At 70.5% G+C, this 20,821-nt stretch carries 16 protein-coding genes and 3 pseudogenes; 8 read left to right on the top strand and 11 right to left on the bottom strand.

The annotated features are described in order from the left end of the window. Nucleotides 1-10 precede the first annotated feature (10 nt). Nucleotides 11-861, bottom strand: a protein-coding gene (locus D581_RS1000000140755) for an IS5 family transposase (protein ID WP_486585839.1) whose coding sequence is annotated in 2 segments (ribosomal slippage) — nt 11-513 and nt 513-861 — 852 coding nt in all. Because the reading frame shifts where the segments join, the coding sequence is not laid out codon by codon here. 253 nt (nt 862-1,114) lie between these two features. Beyond that, on the bottom strand, nt 1,115-1,489 hold the full coding sequence (locus tag D581_RS0116790) for a hypothetical protein (protein ID WP_018958382.1): 375 nt from the start codon (nt 1,487-1,489) through the stop codon (nt 1,115-1,117). Nucleotides 1,490-1,726: 237 nt separating this feature from the next. Between D581_RS0116790 and D581_RS1000000140750 the strand changes: the two are divergent. Next, nucleotides 1,727-2,527, top strand: a pseudogene (locus D581_RS1000000140750) (IS5 family transposase). Between the two features lie 152 nt (nt 2,528-2,679). Here the strand turns inward: D581_RS1000000140750 and D581_RS1000000138615 are convergent. Further along, nucleotides 2,680-3,636, bottom strand: a pseudogene (locus tag D581_RS1000000138615) (IS1380 family transposase); the annotation flags it as partial. 301 nt (nt 3,637-3,937) lie between these two features. Here D581_RS1000000138615 and D581_RS0116770 point away from each other — a divergent pair. Next, nucleotides 3,938-4,474: a hypothetical protein gene (locus D581_RS0116770; protein ID WP_018958378.1), complete on the top strand. Its 537-nt coding sequence runs from the start codon at nt 3,938-3,940 to the stop codon at nt 4,472-4,474. Between the two features lie 621 nt (nt 4,475-5,095). Here the strand turns inward: D581_RS0116770 and D581_RS0116760 are convergent. The 4 genes and pseudogenes from D581_RS0116760 to D581_RS0116745 form a co-directional block, all read right to left on the bottom strand. After that, nucleotides 5,096-5,677 (bottom strand): DUF4303 domain-containing protein, encoded by a 582-nt coding sequence (locus D581_RS0116760; protein ID WP_018958376.1) that lies wholly within the window; start codon nt 5,675-5,677, stop codon nt 5,096-5,098. Between the two features lie 240 nt (nt 5,678-5,917). After that, nucleotides 5,918-6,724 (bottom strand): annotated as a pseudogene (xdhC, locus tag D581_RS0116755) (xanthine dehydrogenase accessory protein XdhC); the annotation flags it as partial. A 1-nt stretch (nt 6,725) separates the two neighbouring features. Further along, a complete protein-coding gene (gene xdhB / locus D581_RS0116750) occupies nt 6,726-9,143 on the bottom strand; it encodes a xanthine dehydrogenase molybdopterin binding subunit (protein ID WP_018958374.1) in 2,418 nt (805 codons plus the stop codon). Then, nucleotides 9,140-10,603, bottom strand: coding sequence for a xanthine dehydrogenase small subunit (locus D581_RS0116745; protein WP_018958373.1), 1,464 nt, complete (start codon nt 10,601-10,603; stop codon nt 9,140-9,142). The genes xdhB and D581_RS0116745 overlap by 4 nt, the downstream gene beginning before the upstream one ends. A gap of 860 nt (nt 10,604-11,463) precedes the next feature. Between D581_RS0116745 and D581_RS0116735 the strand changes: the two genes are divergently transcribed. From D581_RS0116735 to D581_RS0116725, 3 genes are read left to right on the top strand one after another with little or no spacing between them, the layout of a single operon-like run. Further along, complete coding sequence (locus tag D581_RS0116735) at nt 11,464-12,792, top strand: uracil-xanthine permease family protein (RefSeq protein ID WP_018958372.1); 1,329 nt, start codon at nt 11,464-11,466, stop codon at nt 12,790-12,792. After that, nucleotides 12,789-14,357: an amidohydrolase family protein gene (locus D581_RS0116730; RefSeq protein ID WP_018958371.1), complete on the top strand. Its 1,569-nt coding sequence runs from the start codon at nt 12,789-12,791 to the stop codon at nt 14,355-14,357. Before D581_RS0116735 ends, D581_RS0116730 begins: the two co-directional genes overlap by 4 nt. Then, a complete protein-coding gene (locus D581_RS0116725; protein WP_018958370.1) occupies nt 14,354-15,064 on the top strand; it encodes a sulfite exporter TauE/SafE family protein in 711 nt (236 codons plus the stop codon). Before D581_RS0116730 ends, D581_RS0116725 begins: the two co-directional genes overlap by 4 nt. On the opposite strand, the gene D581_RS0116720 is transcribed toward D581_RS0116725, so the two are convergent. Beyond that, a complete protein-coding gene (locus D581_RS0116720; RefSeq protein ID WP_018958369.1) occupies nt 15,048-16,091 on the bottom strand; it encodes a LacI family DNA-binding transcriptional regulator in 1,044 nt (347 codons plus the stop codon). The two genes, D581_RS0116725 and D581_RS0116720, sit on opposite strands and share 17 nt — an antisense overlap. A gap of 275 nt (nt 16,092-16,366) precedes the next feature. Between D581_RS0116720 and D581_RS0116715 the strand changes: the two genes are divergently transcribed. Then, nucleotides 16,367-17,899 (top strand): sodium-dependent transporter, encoded by a 1,533-nt coding sequence (locus D581_RS0116715; protein ID WP_026290583.1) that lies wholly within the window; start codon nt 16,367-16,369, stop codon nt 17,897-17,899. After that, nucleotides 17,899-18,036 (top strand): methionine/alanine import family NSS transporter small subunit, encoded by a 138-nt coding sequence (locus tag D581_RS1000000139725; protein ID WP_018958367.1) that lies wholly within the window; start codon nt 17,899-17,901, stop codon nt 18,034-18,036. Before D581_RS0116715 ends, D581_RS1000000139725 begins: the two co-directional genes overlap by 1 nt. Nucleotides 18,037-18,068: 32 nt before the next feature. Here D581_RS1000000139725 and D581_RS0116705 read toward each other — a convergent pair whose 3' ends face one another. Together D581_RS0116705 and D581_RS0116700 are read right to left on the bottom strand one after the other, a co-directional pair. Next, a complete protein-coding gene (locus D581_RS0116705; RefSeq protein WP_018958366.1) occupies nt 18,069-18,875 on the bottom strand; it encodes a potassium channel family protein in 807 nt (268 codons plus the stop codon). Between the two features lie 164 nt (nt 18,876-19,039). After that, on the bottom strand, nt 19,040-19,780 hold the full coding sequence (locus D581_RS0116700) for an SDR family NAD(P)-dependent oxidoreductase (RefSeq protein ID WP_018958365.1): 741 nt from the start codon (nt 19,778-19,780) through the stop codon (nt 19,040-19,042). A 100-nt stretch (nt 19,781-19,880) separates the two neighbouring features. Here D581_RS0116700 and D581_RS0116695 point away from each other — a divergent pair, with 100 nt between their 5' ends. Next, a complete protein-coding gene (locus D581_RS0116695) occupies nt 19,881-20,501 on the top strand; it encodes a TetR/AcrR family transcriptional regulator (RefSeq protein ID WP_018958364.1) in 621 nt (206 codons plus the stop codon). Nucleotides 20,502-20,552: 51 nt separating this feature from the next. On the opposite strand, the gene D581_RS0116690 is transcribed toward D581_RS0116695, so the two are convergent. Continuing rightward, nucleotides 20,553-20,810, bottom strand: a complete 258-nt coding sequence (locus D581_RS0116690) for a hypothetical protein (protein ID WP_020679211.1) — start codon at nt 20,808-20,810, stop codon at nt 20,553-20,555. Between the last annotated feature and the right edge of the window lie 11 nt (nt 20,811-20,821).

The raw sequence follows: 20,821 nt of genomic DNA, 5'->3' as shown, positions 1-20,821 counted from the left end.
CTTCAAAGGGTCATATCCACATCAGGAGTGACGCGATGGTGAGTGCTGCTTCGTAGGATTCGCGGGTTTTGTCGTAGCGGGTGGCTATGGCCCGGTACTGCTTTAACGCGTTGAAGCAGCGCTCGACGACGTTGCGCTGTTTGTAGCGCTCCTTGTCGAAAGCGGGCGGTCTGCCGCCGTTGCTGCCACGACGGCGGCGGTTTGCCTGCTGGTCCGAGCGCTCCGGGATGGTGTGCGGGATACCGCGTTTCCGCAGGTAGTTGCGTATGCCTCGACTGCTGTATCCCTTGTCGCCCAGGAGATGATCGGGCCGGTTGCGCGGTCGGCCTGGGCCTGGGCGGCGAATCCTGATCTGCGCAAGGACCTGCTCGAACTGCGTGCAGTCGTTGACGTTGCCGCCGGTGACGACAAAACCGAGCGGACGGCCGCGGCCGTCGCAGGCGAGGTGAATCTTGGTCGTCAGTCCGCCACGGGATCGTCCGAGGGCGTGAGCGTGTGCCGTTTCTGCATGGCCGGCCCCTTTTTACGGGCGCCGGCCGCGTGCTGATGAGCGCGGGTGATCGTGGAGTCCACGGAAACCAGCCAGTCGACGTCTCCCGCCGCATCCTTCTGAGCCTGAACGGCCTCAAGCATCCGCGTGAACGTTCCATCGAGCGCCCACCTGCGGAAACGTGTGTACAACGTCCGCCAGGAACCGTATCTCTCCGGCACATCACGCCAGGCCGAACCGGTCCGCAGCTTCCACACGATTCCGTTCAGCACCACCCGGTCGTCCCGCCGGGGCCGCCCCGTTTCCGTCCGCGGAAGCAGCCCCGACAGAACGTCCCACTCTTCATCCGAGAGCTCATGTCGCCGCACCATGCGTCATATGATGCCCCATCAACAGCCTTTGAAGACACGCTCTAGGTGCGCGGGCCCCGGCCCCCGCTCCGGGCCTTGCGCACCTCGCTTGCTCACAGGCCGTTGCTGGGCGTCCGGCGATGGTGAACTCCACCGTGGCTGCTGTGAGCCGGGCGGACCCTCGCGGGTCAGTCTCGCGGGCACGCGGAGTGCCCGGGTGCCGTACGTTGCGTCCGCCGGTGTCTGGTCTCGTGGTCGGACGGGCAGTCCCGGTTCACGCGATGCCGTTGTACGAGTGGGACTCGTAGACGGTGCCACCCTTGACGACCATGAACTTGACGCGTACGAGCGTGCCTTCCTTCAAGTTGCCGGTTTTCCACGGCGAGCAGTAGCCAGCGCTGTATCCGCGTGTGGTTGCCACGCGGTCGATCGATCCGTCGCGATGGATGTCCAGCGTCACCTCGACGCCCTTTCCATCGGCGGTGTTGTCGCACGCCTTGATCGCGTCACCCGGATCCCCGTTCCACGGGTCGGGGGCCCAGTAACCGGTTCCTCCACGCATGAACTGGATGACCTGGCCCTCCGCGGCGTGCACCTGCGAGGGCCCGCCCAGCAGCAGCGCGAGAGATCCGGCGAGAATGCCGGTCATTCTGACTCTGCCGAATGTACGCATAAGCAATTCACCTTGCAGTAAGAGTGATTCGGGAACCCGCTGACGGCCGCGAGTTTCCGGTGGTGGCGCGTTGGTTCGGCGCGCTTCCCCGGTTATCCTTGCCTCGCACATTCTGCCGGGTGGGGAAGAGACAAGCAAGGTGAGATGGCTGAACGCTTGTTTCAGAGGTTGTCTCATGTGGTGATGGTGTGAGCTGCGGCATGATGGTTCTTCGTGAGTGCTGATCTGTCGCAGCGGCTGGTTCCTGACGGTCTGTGGGAAGTGGTTGCGCGCTTGCTGCCATCGTTCAACTCCTGCCCGCAGGGCGGCGGGACAGCTCCGCTGGACGAGCGGGCGGTGTTCACAGCGGTGGTGTACGTGCTGACCAGCGGGTGCGCCTGGCGGCACCTACAGGAGAACTTCGGGGTGTCGCCCGCGACGGCGCACGCCGGTTCACCGGCCTGTGGCGGCGATTGCACCGGGCGGTCTTGGACGAGCTCGGCGTCCGGGGCGAGCTTGACTGGATCTCGGCGATCGGCGACGCCTCGTCCGTGCGGGTGAAAAGGGGGGCCCGCTGACCGGGCCGAATGCGGTCGATCGCGGCGAGAAGGGCAGCAAGCTGCACGTGCTGTCCGAGGCCCAGGGCTTGCCGCTCGCCGTCGCCGTGTCCGGCGCGAACATGCACGACAGGCTTGCCCTCAAGCCGCTGATCCGCGGCATACCCGCCATCCGTTCCCGGCGCGGGCCACGGCGACGCCGACCGGTCAAACTCCGTGCCGACAAGGCGTACTTCTCCGCCGAACACCTCTCCTAGCTGCGGGAACGGGCGATCGTCCCGCGCATCGCCCGGCCGGCATCGAGTCCGGCGAGCGGCTGGGCCGGTACCGCTGGAAGATCGAGCGGTCCATCGCCTGGCTCTTCGGCTACCGCCGCCTCACCGTCCGATACGAGCGAAAGGGCTCCTACCTCCTCGCCTTCCTCGGACTTGCCGCCGCGCTGACCTGCCACAAGAAGCCGGCGGAATGCACCACGTGAGACACCCTCTTGGCCTCGCCGTTTCACTTGGGGTTGCTGGGCGGCTGAGGGAGGTTGTTGGAGGTCGTATCGGCCGGTGGGCATGGTGAGGGCCCGACGCGGTGGTCGGGTTCTCCAAGGTCCTTGAGTCGAGGGTGGGCGGGAACCGCGAGTCAGCCGACGGGGCGGGGCAGTGCGGCCAGACAGTGAAAGGCGGCCGCGAGTGCATGTCGCGAGGGCCAGGTCGCCGATACCCGAAGGCGGAGGCGGCGGCCGCCCCGGGTGATCCTGGCGGCGACGTGCAGGATCTGGTAGCGGAGTTTCTTGGGTTCGGCAGCCGCGAGCTCGCCGTCCAGCAGGAGGACGCGGGTCCAGGCGAGGAGGTCGATCGCGGCGAGGCCGAGTTCGAGCCGGGCGGCGTTAACCGGGAAGCGGCGGGAGGGGAAGCGGCCGAAGCCGGTGGTCCTACCGCACCGGATGTGGTTCTCGACGGTGGCGTGTTGGCGGTGGCGGACCTCCAGGAACCGGGCCGGGCCGGAGGTGAAGGGGGTGTCGGTGAGGAAAACCTGGTGCCGCAGGCCCTCGTCCTGGTCGAACAGCGAGAGCTGGGCTCCGGGATGGGGACGTTCGCGGCGGACGCTGATGCGGGTGCCGGCCGGGTAGCCGGCGAGGTCGGCCATGCCGGTCAGTTCGGCGACCTCGGCGCCCTCGCGGAGGGTGTCGTCCTGGTCCAGGGCGGGGTGCCAGACCTGCTCGGGCAGGGCCCGGACCGCGCGGCGGACCGGCCCGGTGACCGCGTATCCGACCGAGAAGAACGTGCGGACTCCGCGTGTCCGCAGGTCTCGGACGTGGGTGAGGAAGGCTTTCGCGGATCCGGCGCTGTCGGTGCGGACGAGGATGTCGGTGCCGTGCCGGTGGGCGCCGGGGATCTGCGCGAGAGCGTCGTCCAGCACCGCGATGTGATCAGCGGCGGTATTGGCTCCGGCGTTCCCGGGCGGCCGAAGTCGCTCAGACAGGCCCTCGCCGGTGTCGGCCAGGAATCACAACAGGGGGTGGAACCCGAAGCCGCCTTTGTAGGTGGGCGTGGCCGCCTCCCTCTCGGAATGGCAGGTGATAAGCGTGGCGTCGATGCGAACCGATACCCTGCACGCAGAAAGTGCCTTCCACCTGGACCGAAAGCCCCTAGCTTAGTTAGTGTCGGGCGACATGCGAATGTCAGTGGGCACCGACAGCTGATGTGTCAGTGACTTTCCGCCCCGCGATGCGTTGGCCAGCTCGACAGGCGCACACGTCCTGACGCCCACGGCGGGACTCGTGTGGGCGACGACCTCGACTTCCGCCCGGCGTCGGGCAGTTGTCGTTCGGGCGTCGGGATGCGGTTACGCGAATCAGTTGGATCTGGCGGTCCGGACTCTGCCAGGCTGACACGCCATGACTGCTTACGAACTGTTGCTCATCGGTGGCGGTGGCGGTGGCGGTGCCGGAGTCGGAAAAACGACTGTCGCCTGGGAGGCGTCGTCAGCACTTCAGGAGAAGAGCACGGCGCACTGCCTGATCGAGGGGGACTACATGGACCAGATCCATCCCGCCCCCGCAGGTGATCCTCACCGAACCGCGATCACCGAACGGAACATCGCCGCCGTCTGGTCGAACTACGCAGCACTCGGCCATCATCGACTGCTCTACACCAACACGGTGAGCATCCTGGAAGAGCCGATGATCCGCCGGGCCATGGGCGGCCAGACAAGCAGAGTCGCCTGCGTCCTGCTCACAGCTGAAGAAGCCACGGTGCGGCAGCGGCTCGCCCAACGTGAAATCGGATCCCAGCTACCCGCGCACATCGAGCGGAGCCTGCAGAAAGCGCGGCTCCTGGACGAGGCGGCTCCACCGGGCACGGTCCGTATCCCGACAGACGGCCGATCGGTTCAGGACATCGCCACACATGTACTTCAGGCGGCTGGCTGGTAGCCACAGCGCGTCACTTCATTCCTGCTGCCGTCGCTCATTCAGCGCGGCCGCCGCGGTCAAGCGGCACCGCGAACGCGGTCATGGCGATACGGATGACGTCGTCCGCGTCTGGGGGCCGGGCCGGCGCTGCGGGTGCGTGCGAGCTCGGCGGCGCCTTTGGCGAGGACCTTCTCTCGGCCGGTGGCCTGCGGGTCGTTCAGCGCGCCCAGGACCTGACGCCATAGCGTCATCGCTCGCTCCAGTCCTGCGGGGCTCCTGGTCCGCGCCGACGACGGCACCGCCGTCCTGGCCGACGACGTCCGCTACGGACTCCGCCTCACCGACGCCGACGACGTCAGCACCTACTGACACGCCTCATGGCAGAACCACTGACATCAGCTGTCGGAACCCACTGTCATCCTTGTGTCGTCCGACACCCGGCAAGACCTCCAACGCATGCACCACTTCCGGCAACCCGACCCCTTGATGCAAGGTCACATGGACCACTGCAAGATCAGATGCAGCTTAGAGCTGACATCTGCGAGGTCAAGCCGTACCGGACAGCAACAGCCGTCCCGATTCCCGGCCGACGAGGAGGACGCCGCCGAGGGCGAGCCTCCGTCGCCGTGCGGACGAGCCGCCTCAGGCGGTGCCGATCTGCAGGAACTCCCGGAACTCCGCCGTGCCGACCGGATCGTTCAGTGCGGCGTTCCACCGCGCGATGTCGTCACCCGAGACGTCGGCGTCGAGTGGCAGGAAGACCCGGACGGCGTTCGGCCACTGCTCGAAGAATCCACGGGCGACCAAGTCCGTCATCGCCTGTGAGATCGAGTCCCACACCCCCGTGCGGAACGCGTGAAGGCCCGGCACTGCGACGGGGTCGGCGCCCGCACCGGTGAAGCGTTGCCGCGCCCGTTCTGCCTCGGCGCGGATCGGCCCCAGTGGGTCGTCGATCCCCTGAACCCCGGCGTTGTCCAGATCCCACTCGCCGAGGTGCCATTTCACGTCGATGGCGAACTCCGGTTCCTCGGAGATCATCGCGTCGAGATGATGCCGCGAGTGCGCGAAGGCGACGATCGACGTGGCGCCGGCGTCGGTCGCGATGCCGACGCCGACCACGTCGTCCGCCGGTGACTGCCCTGCGACCGCCAGGACGGCCCGCTCGAACGCCGGTCCGAGGCGATCGGACCAATCGCGCGCCCACGCGCGGAGCTCAAGATCCATGGCGCCATTGTCGACTCTCTCCGACCGGATCTCGCCCGCGTCGACGCAGATACCGACGCCGACCGTGAACCCGGCGGGGCCCCGACGAAGCCACCCGAGCGCACTCGGTGCCTACCCATCCGCATGAGGTGACTTCTCGGTGAAGGTACTGCTGAACGCGCCCCGGGCGGCCGCGTGGGCCTTCTCGCCGAGGCCGGCGTCCAACGGCTCGTCGCGGTGGGGTTCCCGCTCCTCGCTCCCCTCGGCCTCGGCCTCGAAGGCGCGCAGCAGATCGGCCGCGACGCTCACTGCGATGGTCGCGGGGTCCTTGCCGGTGATGTCGGCCAGCCCGATCGGCGTCTTGATCCGGTCGACGGCCGCCTCGTCGTGACCCCCCTCCGCGAGGAGGCGCTTGCGGAACCGCACCCACTTGGCCGCCGACCCGATCAGCCCGATCGAGCCGAGGTGAGGTGTCCGCAGGGCGGCGTCGCAGAGAGCGGCGTCCTCGGCGTGATCGTGGGTCATGATCAGGACGTGGGTGCCGCGCGGCAACGCGTCGAGGACCTCCTCGGGCAGCAGCGGAGTGTGGTGTACCCGCACCCCCGCCACCGCGTCCGCGAGGACGGCGAGCCGCTCCTCGGCGAGGATGTCCGAGCGGCTGTCGATCAGATGGAGGTCGAGGTCCTGCCGTGCCAGGACGCGCGCCAGCTCCATCCCGACGTGCCCGACGCCGAAGATCGCCACCGCCCGTACCACCGGGAGCGGTTCGAGCAGCACCGAGACCGTGCCGCCGCAGCACTGGACGCCGTGCCGGTTGGTCACCTTGTCGTTCAGGGCGAAATCCAGCAGCTCCGGTTCGGTCGCGGACGTGGCGATCAGCTCCCGGGCCCGGTCGATCGTGACCGCCTCGACGTTGCCGCCGCCGATCGAGCCCCAGGTCTCGCTCCGCCCCACGACGAGTTTCGCACCGGCGTTGCGAGGGGCGTGGCCGCGCACGGTCGCGACGGTCACCAGCACGCCGGCCTCCCGGCGTGCTCGCAGCCGCGCGACCGCGCCGAACCAGGTCATGTCAGGCACCGCTCAACGCCGCTGTCCCGGTCGGAGTCCCGGCTGCGATGGCGAACCCGTCGCCGGCGTGACCGTTCGGGGAGGGGACGGCCCGACGGCTCGCCTCGATCGCCCAGTACACCGCCTCCGGCGTGGCGGGCGAGGCGAGTTCCACGCTCACTCCGGGCGGCCCGAACGCCGCGGCGGCCTGCCGCAGCGCCTCCCGTACCGAGAACGCCAGCATCAGCGGAGGCTCACCCACGGCCTTGGACCCGTAGACCGCGCCCTCCTCGGTGGCGTTCTCCAGCAGCCGTACGTGGAACTCCTCCGGCATCTCCGAGAAGCTGGGCAGCTTGTACGTACTGGCCGCCTGGGTCAGCAGCCGGCCGCGGCCCGGCCCGTCACCGGTGTCCCAGCGCAGGTCCTCCAGCGTCAGCCAGCCCGCGCCCTGCACGAAACCGCCCTCGACCTGGCCGATGTCGATCATCGGGGAGAGGCTGTCGCCGACGTCGTGCACGATGTCCACCCGCCGGATCCGGTACGCGCCGGTGAAGCCGTCCACCTCCACTTCGGCCGCGGCGGCACCATAGGAGAAGTACTTGAACGGTGAGCCCTGGAACGCCTTCGCGTCCCAGTGCAGTCCCTCGGTCCGGTAGAAGCCCGCCGCCGACAGCTGCACGCGCTGGAGGTACGCGGTGCGCACCAGGTCGTCCCAGGCCAGCTCGTCGTCGCTGCCGAGGGCACGCGCGACGCCCTCGACGATGCGCACGTCCGAGGCGTTCGTCCCCAGCCGGCCACCGGCCACCTGGAGCAGCCGCTCGCGGATCTGCTCGCAGGCGTTCTTCACCGCCGCGCCGTTGAGGTCCGCCCCCGCGCTGGCCGCGGTGGCGGAGGTGTTGGGCACCTTGTCGGTGCGTGTCGGGGCGAGGCGCACCTTGTGCGGCGGGATGCCCAGCGTCGTCGCGGCCACCTGGAGCATCTTGGTGTGCAGGCCCTGACCCATCTCGGTGCCACCGTGGTTGATGAGGACCGAGCCGTCCTTGTAGACCAGGACCAGCGCGCCGCCCTGGTTGAAGGCGGTGAGGTTGAACGAGATGCCGAACTTGATCCCGGTGACCGCGAGACCCCGCTTGGTGTTCGGGTGTGCGGCGTTGAACGCCGCGATCTCCCGCCGCCGGTCGGCGACGCGGCCGTCGGCGCACACCTGCCGCCAGACGGTGGAGATCCGTTCGGCGTGCGTGACCACCTGCCCGTACGGCGTCGCCTGCCCCTGCCCCGGCCGGTAGAAGTTGCGCTCCCGCAGCTCCATCGGGTCCAGGCCGAGCAGCGGCGCGCACCTGCCCATGATGTCCTCGATCACCAGCATGCCCTGGGGTCCGCCGAAGCCGCGGAAGGCGGTGTTGGAGACCTTGTTGGTCCGGGCGATACGGCCCGCGACCCGGGCGTTGGGGATCCAGTAGGTGTTGTCGATGTGGCACAGCGCGCGGGCGACCACCGGCTCGGACAGGTCCAGGCTCCAGCCGCCGTCCGCGGTCAGGGTGGCGTCCAGGGCCTGGACACGGCCTTCGGCGTCGAAGCCGATCCGCCACTCCGCGTGGAATCCGTGGCGCTTGCCTGACATGGTCAGGTCCTGGGTGCGGTTGAGCCGGACCCGGACCGGCCGGCCGGTCAGCCGGGCGCCGAGCGCGGCGACGGCCGCGAAGCCGTGCGGCTGCATCTCCTTGCCGCCGAAGCCGCCGCCCATCCGCAGGCACTGCACGGTCACCTCGTGACTGTGCAGGCCGAGCACGTGCGCGACGATCTCCTGGGTCTCGGAGGGGTGTTGGGTGCTGCTCTGGACGAACAGCTGCCCGCTCTCGTCGACCAGGGCCAGCGCCGCGTGCGTCTCCAGATAGAAGTGTTCCTGGTCGGAGAAGTGGAACTCGCCCGAGAACACGTGCGCGGAGTCGGCGAAGCCGGCGTCGACGTCGCCGGTGAGCATCACGGGCCGGGCCCCGTGGAAGCTTCCGGCCGCGATCGCGTCCCGCAGCGCGATCAGGGAGGGCAGTTCGTCGAGGTCGACCTCGACGGCCGCCGCCCCGAGCCGGGCCGCCTCCAGCGTCTCGCCGAGCACCCAGGCGACCGCGTGGCCGTGGAACATCACCGTGTCGGGGAACAGCGGTTCGTCGTGCTTCATGTCGGCGTCGTTGACGCCGGGCACGTCGGCGGCGGTCAGCACGCGGACCACACCGGGCACGGCGAGCGCGGGCCCGGTGTCCAGCCGGCTGATCCTGCCGTGGGCCTTCATGACCTGGACCGGGTAGGCGTGGAGCACGCCCTTCGTGCGATGGACCAGGTCGTCGGTGTAGAGCGCGGTGCCGGTGACGTGCTGGGTGGCACTCTCGTGCGGCATCGAGACGCCGACGACCGGCTTCTCGGGGCGCTGGGACAGCTGGCTCATGAGGAAACCGCCTCGGTGGTCTGCGCGTACAGCTTCAGCAGGCTCTGGCCCAGCATCGCGGAGCGGTAGGCGGCGCTGGCGCGCTGGTCGTTCATCGGCGTGCCCTCCGCCCGGAGTACCCGCGCCGCGGCCTCGACGGTCTCCGCAGCCCATGGCCTGCCCTCCAGGGCCTCCTCGGTGGTCAGGGCACGGATCGGGGTGGCGGCGACTCCGCCCAGACCGATGCGGGCCTTCCGGACGATCCCGCCCTCGACGTCGAGCGCGAAGGCGACCGCCACGCTGGAGATGTCGTCGAAGCGACGCTTGGCGATCTTGTGGAAGGCCACGACCGGCGACAGCGGCAGCGGGACGCGCACCGCGCGGATCAGCTCGCCGGGGCGGCGCACGCTCTGCCGGTAGCCGGTGAAGTACTCCGCGAGGGGAACCTGCCGTTCTCCGTCGGCGTCGGCGAGCACCACCGACGCCTCCAGTGCGAGCAGCACGGGCGGGCTGTCTCCGATGGGGGAGCCGGTCCCCAGATTGCCGCCCAGCGTCGCGCCGTTACGGATGAGCCGCGACGCGAACTGCGGGAACAGCTGAGCCAGCAGCGGGACTTGGCCGTCCAGGCGGCGTTCGATCTCGGTGAGCGTCAGTGCCGCCCCGATCTCGACGGCGTCGGATGCGACGCGCAACTCCCGCAGTTCGGGCAGCCGGTCGACGGCGATCACGCAATCCGCCCTGCGGGCGCGGATGTTCACCTCGACGCCCCAGTCGGTGGAGCCGGCGACCACCACCGCGTCGGGCCGCTCGCGCAGCAGCCGCAGGGTCTCGCCCAGGGTGTTCCTCCGCAGGAACGTGCTGCCGTCCCGGACGTACTCGGTGGCGACGGGCGCGGGCGGGGAGTGCGCACGACGCCGGGCGAGCGGGTCCTCGTCGGTGGGCGCGCCGACGGCGAACGCGGCATCGCGAATCGGACGGTATCCGGTGCAGCGGCACAGGTTCCCGCTCAGCGCGTGCAGATCGAAGCCGTTCGGCCCGTGCTCGGGGTCGGCGCCCCCGGCCGGGTCCGCGTGGGCGCAGCGGTCGGGCCGGTAGTACTCGGCGGCCATGCTGCAGACGAACCCCGGTGTGCAGTAACCGCATTGGGAGCCGCCGCGGACCGCCATCTCCTCCTGCACCGGGTGAAGCGTGCCCGGCGGGCCGGCCGCGCCGATGGTGGCGAGCCCCTCGGAGGTGACCACCTCCTGTCCGTCGAGCGCCGCAGCCGGGAGCAGGCAGGCGTTGACCGCCACCCAGTCGGTGGGCTCGTTCGTCCCGGGGCGGGCGACCAGGACCGCGCAGGCGCCGCACTCACCCTCGGCACAGCCCTCCTTGGTGCCGGTGAGGCCGCGCTCGCGCAGGAAGTCCAGCACCGTGGTGTGGGGCGCGGCCGGAGAGATCGGGGCTTCGGTCCCGTTGACCGTGATGCGTGGCGCCGTCACGACAGGCCTTCGTTCCGCCGCGCGGTGGGCCGGTTCATCAGCGTCGACAAGGTCTTCGTCAGGGTCTTCGTGAATGTCTTCGTCAAAGTCGGACAGCTTTCTTGATTCGGACGCGCCACGGGAGAGGAGCGGGCGCGAAGCGGCGCACGACAGCGGTGCGCCGCGAAAGAAGTGGTGGAAGCCGCGAAGGGAGTGAGGGAAAGGGCAGAGCGGCGAAGCGGGGCAGCCGGAAGGTGTCACGGAGGTGCCACGGAAGGGCACAGGAGAAGGGGGGCGCGCTTCAGCAGCCGTGCGCGATGCGCCCCGGGACCCAGGCGGTGCACTCGGCGAGGCGACCGAGGTCGGAGTAGGTGAGCATCAACTGGTCGCCTCCTTTCGAGGGCCGGGGGTCGGCGGTTCACGGCAACGTAGTTGCTGCCGTCGGGGAGGTCAAGAGGCCGCCCGGCACCGCACCTCACCTCGCGTGAGCCCCCCTCGGGAGCGAGTACGGGGCGTCTCTGTCCCGGTGGGTCCGCTGGGCAAGGCCGTGCGGGCCGCCGTCGCAGCTCTTGACGACGGTCGCGGAGGCTCCCCATACTGACGGCCAAATCGATTTGGCCAAATCGATTTGGCCCTCCGTTCGGGGCTGGATCGCGGCTGATGTCCGAGCGTTCTCCACGCCCGAATGGAGCTCCAACGTGTCCAGTCATCGCCAGCCCGCCCCCGGAGCGGAACAACAACCACCGACGCCGGAGCCGGTCACGCACGACGCCCCGCATCCCGCCGACGCCCCGCCATCGGCCGACGGGTCACGTCCCGCCCCGCCCTCGGCCGACGAGTCGCGCCCCGCCCCGCCCTCGGCCCACGAGTCGCGCCCCGCCGTGCACCCCGTCGACGAGTCGCGCCCCGTGGGGCGGATCGTCCTCTTCGGGATTCAGCACGTCCTCGTCATGGCCGCCACCCCCATCTCGGCCATCTTCCTGATGAGCGCCACCCTCCGCCTCGACGCCGGCCTGACCGTCAACCTGCTCTCCGCGGCGTTCGTGCTCTCCGGCGTCGGGTCGCTGATCCAGTCGCTGGGGCCGTGGAAGTTCGGCCCCCGGCTGCCGTTCGTGATGCTGCCCGGCGGTGCGCCGCTCATCCTGTTCATCGCCATCGCCGAGCAGCACGGTCTGCGTACCGCCACCGGCGCGGTCATTCTCACCGCGGCCTTCTACTTCGTCGTCCTGCCGGTCTTCTCACGGCTGCTCAGGTTCTTCCCGGCCCTGGTCATCGGCACCATGATCGTCATTGTCGGGGTCAACCTGGTGAAGGTCGGGGCGGTCCTCGTCACCGGCCGGCCCGGCGAGCCCGGATTCGCGAACACGACGAACCTCGCGCTCGGCATGGCGACGATCGGATTCACCGTCGTCTTCTACCTGCTGTTCACCGGCATCCTGCGGCAACTCGCGGTCATGCTCGGACTGGTCGCCGGCACGGTGCTGGCCGGGTTCCTCGGCCGCATCGACCTCGGTGGCGCGGCCGAAGGCGGCCTGTTCAGCGTGCCGGAGCTGATGCCGTTCGGCTCGCCCCAGTTCAGCCTGATCGCCGCCCTGCCGCTGATGCTCTACAGCCTCGCCTCCATGGCGGAGGCCACCGGCCAGACGGTCATCAACGCCGAGGCCGTCGGCAAGGAGATCGACACCCGCACCGACGTCCCCAAGACCGTCCGCGGGGACGCGCTGACCTCCCTCTTCGGCGGGTTCTTCGGGCTGCCGCTGATGGTGACCAGCGGCGAGAACATCGGGATCGTCCGGGTCACCGGCGTCCGCAGCCGCTACGTGACCGCCGCCGCCGGTGTGGTCCTCATCGTCATCGGGTTCCTCGCGCCGGTGACCCGCGCGATCAGTGTCGTCCCGTCGGCTGTGGTCGGCGGCACGGCGATGGTCGTCTTCGCGGTGATCACCGTGCTCGGCGTGCAGATGCTCGGCCGTTCCGACCTCGACCGGCACACCTCCACGTTCATCTGCGCCGTCGCCCTGGCGCTGGGCCTGCTGCCGATCCTCATCCCCGGCGTGTACGCCGGCTTCCCGCCGAACGTCCGCATCCTCCTCGAAAGCGGCGTCGCCGTCGGCGCGTTCGTCGCCGCCGTACTCAACATCCTGTTCCACCACGTCAGGCCGCGCGTCGCCGCCCGGCTGACCACCTCACGCACGGAAAGCGACCGATGAACCAGCTCACCCGCGACCACCTCGACTCACCCGGCCCGCTCCTCCTCGTACCCGATGCCGTGCTGCTGCCGGAAGGGCCCGCCGACGGATACGCGGTCGTCGTCGCCGACGGCTCCTTCCGCGCCGTCGGACCCGCCGGGGAACTGGCGCGTACGCACCCGCACCTCGACGCCGTCACGCTCCCCGGCCATCTCCTGATGCCCGGCTTCGTCGACGCCCACCACCATCTGACCCAGAGCTTCGGCTCCGCGCTCGCCTTCGGTGAGCCGTCGGAGATCTTCCGCAGGGTCTGGGTCCCGCTGGAGGGGGCGCTGGACGAGGAATCGGCCTACGCCGCGGCCAAACTGGCGGCGCTGGAGGCCCTGCGCGGCGGCTTCACCACCGTCACCGACGCCGGTACGCGGGCCGACGTGGACGTCGACGTCGTCGCCTCGGCCGCTCGTGACGCCGGAATCCGCTGCGTACTCGGTCTCGTGTGCAACGACGTCGCCGGCGACCCCGCGACCGCCGCCGAGGACCCCACGACCACCACCGCCGTCCTCGAAAGCGCCGGGAAGCACCTCGCCCGGTACGACGGCGATCCGCTGGTCCACGCCTCCCTCGCCGTCTCGATCCCCGAGGCGGCCACCTCGGCGACCCTGCACCGCACCGCCCGTCTCGCCGCGGAAGCCGGCGCGATCGTGCAGATCCACGTCAACGAACACCTGGCCGGGGTCGAACGATCCCTCGTACGGCACGGACTGCGCCCGCTCGAACACCTCCACAGGATCGGCGCGCTCGGCCCTCAACTGCTCGCCGCCCACGCCACCCTGCTCACCCCCCGCGAACTGACGCTGCTCGCCGACACCGGGACCGCCGTCAGCTACAACCCGGTGGCCAGCGCCTGGAAAGGCAACGCCGTCGCCCCGGCCACCGCGATGGCCGAGCGCGGCATCCGCTTCGGGCTCGGCACCGACGGCACCCGCGGCGACGGGTTCCGGCTCGCGGACGCGGCCGAGTTCGCCCAGCGGATCGCCTACGGTCTTGCCACCGGGGACTCGTCGTGCGGCGCCGGCTGGACCTGGCTCGAACACGCCACCGCCGGGGGCGCCGACGCGGTCGGCCTCGGCGCCCGCACCGGCACGGTCGCCGAGGGGCTGGCCGCCGACTTCCTCCTCGTCGACCTCACCACCCCCGAACTCGCGCTCTCCCGGGACGTGCCGTGGGAGCTGGTACGCCGGGGCAACCGCGACCAGATCACCGCCGTGTTCGTCGCCGGAGACCTACGGCTCTGGCGCGGCCTGCCCACCGGCTGGGACGGCCCCGACTTCGTACGGCAGGCGGCCGAACTGGCCCGTACAGCCGTCGAGAGAGCGCCCATCACCCGCGTACACCCCACGTCCACGGCGGCACGGCAAGGGAGCACCGCAACCACGGCGGCACGGCAAGCAAGCACCGCAACCACGGCGACACGGCGGGGGAGCACCGCAGCGTCGGCGGCGCGGCAGGGGAGCACCGCGTCCACGGCGGCACGGCAAGGGAGCACCGCGTCCACGGCGGCACGGCAGGGGAGTACCGCACGGTGAGTACGGAAGCTCTCGCGGTCCTCGCCGTCACGGTGGCCGTCGCCGCGTTCGTCCAGGGCAGCAGCGGTCTCGGCTTCGCCCTGATCGTCGCGCCCGTGGCCGGGATGCTCGACCCCGGTCTGCTCCCGGTGTTCGTCCTGGCGGCCATGATCCCGCTCAACCTGTACGTCGCCTGGCGCGAACGCGCCTCGATCGACCTGCGCGGCGCGGGCTGGATCACCGGGGCCCGGCTGGCCGCCACGCCCGCCGGGCTCGCGCTGCTCTGGCTGATCCCGGACCGCAGCATCGGCCTGTTCGTCGGCATCGCCACCGTGCTGGCCGCGGTCGTGAGCCTGGTCGCCCCCGCCTTCACCCCCGGCCGGGCGGCCTACCTCGGGGCGGGCGTGGTGACCGGACTCACGGAGACCGCGACCGGCGTCGGCGGCCCCCCGCTCGCGCTCGTCTACCAGCACCGGCCGCCCGCGGAACTGCGCTCGACCGTCGCCGCCTGCTTCCTCGTCGGGGAAGTGGCCTCGCTGGGCCTGCTGTTCGCGACCGGGGAGGGCGAGCCCGGGCATCTGGGTCTCGCGGCGGCGCTGGTGCCGGTGATCGCCGTGGGCGCGTGGCTGAGCCGGCTGGTGCACCACAGGCTGGACGCGCGCCGCATGAGGCTGTGCGTCCTCGTCTTCGCCCTGGTCTCCGGTCTGGTCCTCATGCTCGGGCTGTGACCCGTAGCGACGAGGCACGCGGAACGACCCGCGGCTCGGGCGCCGTCGCCACCGTGGCGGCGGCGCCCTCCCCGCGCAGCCGGCCGAGCAGCAGCTCAACCGCGGCTGCCGCCGCACGGTCCAGATGAAGGTTCACGGCGGTCAGCGGCGGCTCGCAGGTGCGCGCACGCAGCCCGTCGTAGCGGGTGACGACCATGACGTCGCCCGGTACGGTCCGCCCGCTGTCCCGGATCGCCCGCACCGCGCCCACCGCGAACGCGTCCACCAGCGCGCAGACCGCGTCGGTCCCGGGGTGCTCGGCCAGCAGGGCGGCACAGCTCTCGTACCCGGCCTGCTCGCCGCCCGCCTCCGGGGCGCTCGCGACGACGGGCTCCCAGCCGTACCGCTCGGCGACCCGCTCGTACGCGGCGCGCGCGTCGACCGACGAGTGGCGTGATCCGGAGCCGACGATCAGCGCGGGCCGCCGGGCACCCTGCTCGCGCAGGTGCGCGAACAGCAACTCGGCGACCGGCCCGCCGCGCAGATCGACGTACGGCGAGGTGTCGTCCGGCGACACCGGCCGGCCGAGTGACACGTAAGGCAGGCCCCGCTCCCTCAACTGGGCCGCGGCGGCGTCGTTCACGTCCGGCTCGACGACGATGGCGCCGTCGATGTCGACGGAGTACAGGGCGGACCCCGACTGCACGGGCGGTACGAGCACCAGCGCGTAACCGTGGAGCAACGCGCTCTCCGCGGCGGCGGCGGCGATCTCCATGTAGAACCCGAGCCGCGACGGCCCACCGGCCACCGCGAAGGGCATCGAGGAGGCGAGCGCGATGGCCTTCGCCTCCCCCCGGCGCAGCCGCTGGGCCCGGAGGTTGGGCCGGTAGCCGAGCTCGGCGGCGACCCGCTTGATACGTTCCCGGGTCCGCGGATCGACCTTGCCGATCCCGTTGAGGGCGTGGGAGACCGTCGTACGCGACACCTCGGCGAGCCGCGCGACATCGGCGATCGTCGGTGGCCGCGAGCCGGGACCGGAGGTTGGCATCGACGGACACTCCTTGCGGGCTGGGGACGGGGCACCCCATCTTCGCCCACCGGCCGCTGGACACCGTCGCCCCCGCCGCCCCGGCCGACACGCGCACCCGTCCGCGCCGACGATCAGGTGCGGCCGCCCTTCGGGTGACGACAAGCGTTCGACGCCAGGCCCCGGCTCTGCGGCCGCCATCTCCCGGGCCCGGTCACCACGCCGTCGGGCCCCTCTCCGCGCTAACGTGCCATCAGCTCGATGCTCAGCGGCATGAGGAGACCTGAGGACCGCATATGACAGTGCAGCCACGTGAGCAATGGTCCACCCGCACCGGCTTTCTGCTGGCGGCCATCGGTTCGGCCGTCGGGCTCGGCAATATCTGGCGGTTTCCCGCCATCGCCTACGAGAACGGTGGCGGGGCCTTCCTGCTGCCGTATCTCATCGCACTCCTCACAGCGGGCATCCCGCTGCTGATCATGGAGTACACCATCGGGCGGAAGTACCGGCTCTCGCCGCCCGCCGCGCTGCGCAGGATGGCGCGGCCGGCGGAGGCCATCGGATGGTGGCAGGTCGTGATCTCCTTCGTGATCGCGACCTACTACGCCGTCATCATCGCCTGGGCCGTGCGCTACGTGGGCTTCTCCTTCGGCCGGCAGTGGGGCGACGACCCGGAGGCCTTCCTCTTCGGCGACTTCCTTCGGGCACCGGAGACACCGGGTTTCCTGGACGGTTTCGTACCGGGGGTGTTCTGGCCGCTCATCGCCGTGTGGGTGGTCGTGCTGGTCATCCTGGCGTTCGGTATCCGGCGAGGCATCGAGCGAGCCAACAAGATCTTCATTCCGCTGCTCTTCGTCCTGTTCGCCGCCCTGGTGATCCGCGCGCTCACGCTGGACGGGGCGGCCCTCGGACTCGACGCCCTCTTCACGCCGGACTGGTCGGAACTGGCCAACGGCAGCGTCTGGGTCGCCGCCTACGGGCAGATCTTCTTCTCGCTGTCCATCGGCTTCGGCATCATGGTCACCTACGCGTCGTACCTGGGCCGACGGGCCGACCTGACGGGCTCCGCGATGGTGGCGGGCTTCGCCAACAGCTCGTTCGAGATCCTGGCGGGCATCGGGGTCTTCGCGACCCTGGGCTATCTGGCTACCGCTTCGGGGGTCGGCGTCGACGAGGTCGCCGGCGCGGGCATCGGCCTGGCGTTCGTCGCCTTTCCCGCGGTGATCTCGGAAATGCCGCTCGGCGACCTCTTCGGCGTGCTGTTCTTCAGCTCCCTGGTGATCGCGGGGCTCTCCTCGCTGATCTCCATCGTGCAGGTGGTCGTCTCCGCCGTGCAGGACCGGACCGGCATGCGTCGGATGCCGGCCGTCCTGGGCATCGGCGGTCTGATCGCGCTGGTGTCGGTCCTGCTCTTCCCGAACGAGTCCGGCATCTATCTGCTCGACGCGTCCGACCACTTCATCAACCAGTACGGCATCGCGCTGGCCGCCCTCGTCGGGCTGATCGTCGTCGTCTGGGTGCTGCGGCAGCTGCCCGGCCTCCAGCAGAACGCCGACGCCACCTCCGCCGTCCGGCTCGGCCGCTGGTGGCGTATCTGCCTCGGCGTCATCACACCGCTGGTACTGGGCTGGATGATGGTCGACAGCCTGCGGACCGAGTTCGAGGAGAACTACGAGGGCTACTCGACCGGCTTCCTGCTCTCCGCGGGCTGGAGCGTCGCCATCGGAGCACTGTTGGTCGGGGTGATCCTCACCCTGATGCCATGGCCGGCCGGTGGTGAGGACATCGACCTGGACATGGAGTCGCCAGCCGACCGGAAGGACCGCTGATGTCCACCAGCGCCATCATCATGATGATCATCGCCATCCTCATCGTCTGGGGTGGGCTGATCGCCGCCATTCTCCGGCTGAGGAAGCACCCGGACGCCCCGGATCCGCTGCCGCCGGGCTCCCACCCGGCCGAGTGACCGGGCCCTGGCGGTAGCGTCGCCCCGCTCACTCACCGGAGACCACGTTCCGGCCCGTGCGCACACGGTCCGGCAGCTGACGACGGGCCGGGCACTCTCGGTGCTTCGAGCCCGGAAGCGCCCGCCAGGCCCGCCACCTCGGCCCGCAGAGCGGTGACCTCCGCCGTCAGGGCTTCCAGGAGAGCCGTCTGCTTTCGTCCCTCGGCGTTGTCCCGGTCGAATCGCGAGATGAACCAGGCCGCGATGTTCGCCGTGACGACACCGAGCAGCGCGATGCCGGAGAGCATCAGTCCCACGGCGAGCAGACGGCCGAGTCCGGTGGTGGGCGCCAGGTCTCCGTATCCCACCGTCGTCATGGTGGTGAAGGACCACCACACCGCGTCCCCGATCGTGCGGATGTTGCCGCTCGGCGCGTCCCGCTCGACCTGGAGCACCGCCAGCGAACCGAACATCATGAGGCCGACGACAGCCCCGGCGACGTAGACGGTCATCGTGATCTGTGGGGCGTGCCGGGCCCGCCGGCCCACCAGCAGCAGTGTGGACACCAGCCGCAGCAGACGCAGCGGCTGGACCAGTGGCAGGACCACCGCCAGCAGGTCCAGCGGGTGGCTGCGGACGAAAGCCCACCTCCGGGGAGCGAGCATCAGCCGCGTCACGTAGTCGCCGGCGAACGCCGCCCATACCGTCCACTCGGCCGCCCGGCACGCCGTGTGCGTCCAGCCCGGTGCGTCAGGAACGAGTACGGGGACGGCGTACGCGACGGCGAACACCACGGCCAGCGCGAGCAAGGGGGTCCGTGTGGACTGTTCCCACTGGTCCAGGGCGATTCGATGCTTCATACGGGCATCGTAGGAACCGGGCGGGCGACGCCCCCGGGGGGCGTCCGGGCGTGAGCCCGTACGGGGCGCCGATCGGTGACATCGGCCGGTAGGTGATCGGGCCCGGTGGTCAGGACGACGGCACCGTCGCCTACCCTTCGCCGCCGTCCGGCGACCGGTCGCGCTCAGGCGGTGTAGCCACCGTCGACCGCCAGTGAGGTGCCGGTGATCCACTGGGCGTCCGGGCCGGCGAGGAAGGCCACGGCCTTCGCGGTGTCGGCCCCCGCGCCCAGCACCTTCGCCGCGGTCCTCAGCCGCTCCTCCTCGGCCTCCTCGGTGCCGTCCGGGTTCATGTCGGTGACGGTGGGCCCGGGGTCCACGATGTTCGCGGTGATCCCCTTGGACGCCACGTCGTGGGCCAGGCCCTTGGTGAAGCCGATCAGCGCCGACTTGCTCATGGCGTACAGCGTCACGTCGGGGACCGGCACGCGGTTGGCCCAGCAGCTGCCGATGCTGATGACGCGGCCGCCGTGTCCCAGGTGGGGGATGGCCGCCTGGGTGGCCAGGAAGACGGCGCGCACGTGGACGGCCAGCGTTCGGTCGATCTCCTCCAGTGTCACGCCCTCGATCGGGCCGTAGGGGAAGACTCCGGCGTTGTTCACCAGGATGTCGAGCCGGCCGAGCTCCGCCGCGGTCTGCTCGACGGACCGGACGACGGCCGCCGGGTCCGCGCTGTCGGCCCGGATGGCCAGGCCCCTGCGTCCGAGAGCCTCGATCGCCTGGACGACCTCCTGGGCCTTGTCGGCCGCGCTCACATACGTCAGGGCGACGTCCGCGCCCTCCTCCGCCAGTCGGAGAGCGGTCGCGGCACCGATGCCGCGGCTCCCCCCGGTCACCAGTGCCACCTTGCCCGCAAGCTGAGGCATCTCGCTCCATTCACGCTAAGGTTGATTTCTGGGTCGAACGATCCAGAAACACTAAACAGGCAGGATGACCACGGGTCAACCCACCCCCGAGGAGGCAGACATGGCCGAAAGAGGCCGACCGCGCGCGTTCGACCGGGCCGCGGCGCTGCGGCGCGCGATGGAGACGTTCTGGGAGCTCGGTTACGAGGGCACGAAGCTCACGGACCTGACCGCCGCCATGGGCATCAACTCCGCCAGCCTGTACAACACCTACGGCTCGAAGGAGGAGTTGTTCCGCGAGGCCGTCGCGCTCTACGACCGCACCGCGGGCTCGGCGACCAACCGCGCGCTGCGCGAGGCGCCGACGGCGCGGTCCGCGGTGGAGGCCATGCTGCGCGGCAACATCGACACGTTCACCGACCCGGAGACCCCGAGGGGCTGCATGATCGTGCTGTCGGCCACGAACTGCTCCCACCAGAACAGGAAGGTCGCCGACCACCTGGCCCAGTGGCGGCGAACCTCGGTCGCGGATCTGGAGAAGCGGCTGGTGCGGGCCGTGGAGGAGGGCGAGTTGGAGCCGGGGACGGACGTCAGCGCGATCGCCGCCTTCTACGCGACCATCCTGCACGGGCTGTCGATAGAGGCCCGGGACGGCGTGCCCCTGGAACGCCTCCGCTCCACCGTGGACCACGCCGTGGCCCTGTGGGACACCCTGGTGCGACAGCCGGCCGGACAGCACTGAGGGGCGCCCGGCCGCATCAGGGCCGGACGCCCCCTTGTACGCCGGGCGGGGTCACCCGCAGGCGGCCGACCCCTCGACCGCCTTGGTGTAGGCGACGAGCAGTTTCTCGATGGCATCCGGGTCGTCGACGCCGGAGTCGCTGCCGTGCGCCTTCGCCGCCGCCTCCACGGCTTGCTCGGTGTACTCCGAGTTCTTCTCGACGCCGCTCTCCCACAGTTCGCCCATGACGGGACCGGCGTTGTCCTTGGCCTTCCCCTCGGCGTCCTCGAAGAACGAGTCGAGCACCATGCTGCTCGCCGTCTCCGCCACACCGCCGGCCA

The organism is Streptomyces sp. CNB091, from assembly GCF_000377965.1.
Note: the sequence above shows the minus strand (reverse complement) of the source record. Positions and strands in the feature narration are given on the sequence as shown.